Here is a 4,068-nt window from a genome sequence, read left to right as displayed (position 1 = left end):
CGGTGCGCGAGTTGCGCACGATGTTGGTGAGCACGCCGCCGGGATGCACCACCGACAGTCTTATCGGGCTGTTCGCCATCGCCAGTTCATGGCGCAGGCTTTCGGAGAAGCCGCGCACCGCGAACTTGGCGGCGCAGTAGGCGGTCTGGCCGGGCGGGGCGACGATGCCGAAGATCGAGGACAGGTTGACGATATGCGCCTCCGGCCGCGTCGCGAGATGCGGCAGGAAGGCGCGCGTGCCGTGCACCACGCCCCAGAAATTGATGTTGATCAGCCATTCCATCTGCGCCTGGTCGACCTCGCTGAAGGCGCCGAGCAGGGCGACGCCGGCATTGTTGATGACGATGTTCAGATCCGGATGCGCGGCGATGGCGGCTTGCGCGAATGCTCCGATCTCGGCGGGGACGCCGACGTCGACGCGGTGCGTGGTGATCTTGCGCTTGTGCGACTTGCCGATCTCGGCGGCCACCTCGAGCAGCCCGGCCTCGTCGCGGTCGGCCAGCGCGAGGTCGCAGCCGCGCGCGGCGAGCTCCAGCGCGAGCGCGCGGCCGATGCCGCTCGCGGCGCCGGTCACGGCGGCGGCGCTTCCGGATATCGCAGTCATGTGGTGAGGGCTCCCTGAAGATTGAGACGGCAGGTTCCCGCGAACTTTCGCAAATTGGAACCGAACCGAAAAGCGGTTTCCGCGACGTGATCCACGAGGCGGAGCGGATATGCCGGCATGCTTTCGCAACCGCTGCCGGCATGATAAAGGCAGCAAATGACGCTGTCGTTTCTGTTGACCTCCCTGATCGTGGTCGCGTCCCCCGGCACCGGCGTGCTCTACACGCTGGCGGTGGCGCTGACGCATGGCGCGCGGCCGAGTGTGGTCGCGGCCTTCGGCTGCACGCTCGGCATCGTGCCGCACATGGCGGCGGCGATGCTCGGGCTCGCCGCGGTGCTGCATACCAGCGCGCTGGCCTTTGCCGCGCTGAAATGGTGCGGCGTGGTCTACCTGCTCTATATGGCCTGGCAGGCGCTGCGCGAGACCGGCGCGCTGTCGGTCGATACGCGCCCCGCCGCCAGCGCCCGCTCCAGCCGCCGCGTGATCGTGACGGCGATCCTGATCAACATCCTCAATCCAAAACTCTCGATCTTCTTCCTCGCCTTCCTGCCGCAATTCGTCGCGGTCGACGAGCCGCATCCGCTGGCCCGCATGCTGGAATTGAGCGCGGCCTTCATGGCGATGACGTTTGCGGTGTTCGCGGTCTACGGCCTGTTCGCCGCCGCGCTGCGCGACCGCGTCATCACCAGGCCCAGGGCGATGGCCTGGCTGCGCCGCAGTTTTGCCGCCGGGTTTGCCGCGCTGGGTGCGAAGCTCGCGCTTTCGGAGCGGTGAAACGATCCTTCATCCCAAAAATAAAAGGCGGACCCACGGCCCGCCATTCTCCAAAAACTGTCCCGGAGGTTGGGGGCCCGGGCGGAGCTGAGCACCCCACCCGGGCCGAAATTCACTTCTTCTTCGCGGCCTTCTTGGTCTTTTTGGCCTTCGCCTTCTTCGCCTTCTTCGCTTTCTTAGCCATAGTATCCTCTCAAGGTTTCATGGATTGAACGCGACACCGAGGCATGCTTGGCGGAGGGCCAGCCTCGCAACATCCTCGTCCATGATCCCAGCAGATTCGCAGGCCGCTGCCGCGGGCCGTCATGGCGTTGTCATCGCGTTATCCACAGTTGATGTGCGTTTTGACGCGATTTTCCACCGAACCCGCGCGTCACCCGCCACGGTTCATGCCGCGTGCGTCATGCTTAACGAAGCCCCAACGCGCGCGCCGTTCATCAATTCAAAACCAAGGTTTGCATTGGAGTGCGGCGCTCAGAGTCCGTTAAGCAGCGCGGATGCAACTTATTCCCACAAGACGACGGTATCGTCGCGGGGATTCCGGGGCGCAACGCCTCGCAGGGTCGTTAGACAAGAGGGGAGACGGGACGTCCGCGTCCTGATTTCGCGATGCTGAGCGTTCCGACGCTGTGGACGGTGTTCGTCATCAACTTTCTGGCGCTGGGCCTGATCTGGGCCTACGTGATGCGCTGCTATCCTTCGTTCGATGCCGCGCGGTTCTGGACCGGTTCGGCATCGGTCGCAGCGGCCGGTGCGGGCATGGCGACGCTGCGCGTCGAGTTTCCGGATTCGCTGCTGCCGCTGCTGTCCGGCGGCACCGCGCTGATCCTGGCGATCTGCCTCGCCGCGATGGGTATAAGGAAATTCTTCGGCCAGCCGGTGTCGTGGCGAAACACCTTTCTGATCACGGCGCTCAGCGCCGCCGGACTCTGCTTCTTCACATTCGTTCATGACAGCGTACCTGGCAGGATGACCGTCTTCACGGCGGCCCAGGCGATGCCGATGGTGCTGAGCCTCAAACTGCTGCTGACCTCGCACGAGGGCCGCGTCAATCCCGGCGCGCGGCTGGCCGGCATCGTCACCATCCTCATCATGGCCATTTTCCTCGCCAGGTGGATCGGCGCCGTGGCCACCATGGGCGACAGCTTCTCCTACCTGCAGTTCAGCCCGACGCAGTCGGTCGTCATCCTGGTGCTGGTGTTCCTGTCGATGTCGCTGAATTTCGGCTTCCTGTTGATGGCGATGGACCGCCTGCGCAACGAGGTCGCGGATCTGGCGCTGCTCGACGATCTCACCGGGGTCGGCAACCGACGCTACCTGCTGCAGCGCCTGACGGAAGAATGCGCGCGGTCCGAGCGCAGCGGCCGGCCGTTCGCGCTGCTGGTGATCGATCTCGACGGCTTCAAGGGCATCAACGACACCTACGGCCACGCCGCGGGCGATGCCTGCCTGCAGCATTTCACGCTGATGGCGCAGACGCGGCTGCGGCCCGGCGACATGCTGGCGCGCACCGGCGGCGACGAATTCTGCATCGTGCTGCCGTCCTCGATGCTGCGCGAAGGCGCCATGATCGCGCGCCGCGTGCTGGAGGTATGCCGCGCCGACGCCGAGCAATGCGCCGGCAACGACATTCCGATCGCGGCATCGATCGGCGTCGCGCAATGGACGGCCGAGATCGGGCTGTACCCCGACCGCCTGATCGCAGCCGCCGACCACGCGCTCTACGCCGCCAAGAAGGCCGGCCGCAACGGCTTTGCGACCCATGACCCGTCGTCGCCGCCGCTCGCGCCGGAAGCCGCAAGCGCGGAAATGCCGGATGCGGCCGTGCGCAAGCTGGCCTGATGCGTGCTACTGAGGTCCGTCACTGGACCTCGATCATGAACCTTCGCGTCGTCGCCGCCGCACTGTTCGCCCTCGCATCACCCGTATGTGCCGTCGCACAAACCTCCGACCTTGCCGCGATCGCGCGCTCGTCGGGAATGCCGGATATTCCCGGCCTTAAGATGGTCTGGCTGGCGCCGTGGGGCGATCCGGCGAAGGCCCGGCCGTGGCGCAACATCATCGTGCACCAGACCGAAGGGCCGGCCGGCTCGGCGCGCGGCGGCGCGATGGCGCAGTCGAAGAACCCGACACGGCGCGGCGTCATGGTCTGGGTGGAAACCGACGGCACCGTGTACTGGGCGGTCGGCGATCATCTGGTCCCGACCCACGGCGACGGCGCCAACCGCAACGACAACAAGTACATCGACAACGGCGCGACCTATCGCCAGGTGGTCGGCAGCAATTCGGTCGGCGTCGAGTTCGCCGGCAACTATCCCGACGTCACGCGCGGGCCGACCGACGCGCAGATCGCGGCGTGGAAGATTTTGGTGAAGGTGCTGCGCGCGCGCTACGGCATTCCGCTCGATCGCGTCTATGCGCACAACTGGATCGACTACAAGGACGCGCGCTATTGCGAAGGCTGCGCGCTGGCGAAGATGGCGCGGGAGTGGGGCGGGTAGGGGCGAACTCCATTCCCACGTCGTCCCTGCGAACGCAGGGACCCATAACCACCAATGTTTGTGGGGCCACGCGATCGAGCGACATCGACTATCGTGCTTCTCATGACCGCTGCGGCGTATGGGTCCCTGCGAAAGCACTAGCTGATGCACACTTCTTGGCTGCGGCGGAATGACTCGCCCCTTGGTTAG

4 protein-coding genes are annotated in these 4,068 nt (G+C 65.7%); 3 read left to right on the top strand and 1 reads right to left on the bottom strand.

Annotation, left to right across the window (positions count from 1 at the left end; all coding sequences use genetic code 11):
- Positions 1-604 (bottom strand): SDR family NAD(P)-dependent oxidoreductase (locus V7E26_RS29500; RefSeq protein ID WP_324422910.1); only part of this gene is annotated, 604 nt, incomplete at its 3' end.
- A 156-nt stretch (positions 605-760) separates the two neighbouring features.
- Between V7E26_RS29500 and V7E26_RS29495 the strand changes: the two genes are divergently transcribed.
- From V7E26_RS29495 to V7E26_RS29485, 3 genes are all read left to right on the top strand, one after another.
- Positions 761-1,378, top strand: a complete 618-nt coding sequence (locus V7E26_RS29495) for a LysE family translocator (protein WP_324422909.1) — start codon at positions 761-763, stop codon at positions 1,376-1,378.
- 609 nt (positions 1,379-1,987) lie between these two features.
- Positions 1,988-3,220 carry a GGDEF domain-containing protein gene (locus V7E26_RS29490; protein ID WP_324422908.1) on the top strand — a complete coding sequence of 411 codons (1,233 nt, stop codon included), beginning with the start codon at positions 1,988-1,990 and terminating at the stop codon, positions 3,218-3,220.
- Positions 3,220-3,879: a peptidoglycan recognition protein family protein gene (locus tag V7E26_RS29485; RefSeq protein ID WP_442893504.1), complete on the top strand. Its 660-nt coding sequence runs from the start codon at positions 3,220-3,222 to the stop codon at positions 3,877-3,879. Before V7E26_RS29490 ends, V7E26_RS29485 begins: the two co-directional genes overlap by 1 nt.
- Positions 3,880-4,068: the final 189 nt, after the last annotated feature.

Origin of the sequence: Bradyrhizobium sp., from assembly GCF_036735945.1 — a bacterium.
Taxonomy (GTDB): domain Bacteria; phylum Pseudomonadota; class Alphaproteobacteria; order Rhizobiales; family Xanthobacteraceae; genus Bradyrhizobium.
This window is presented reverse-complemented; position numbering and strand designations above follow the sequence as displayed.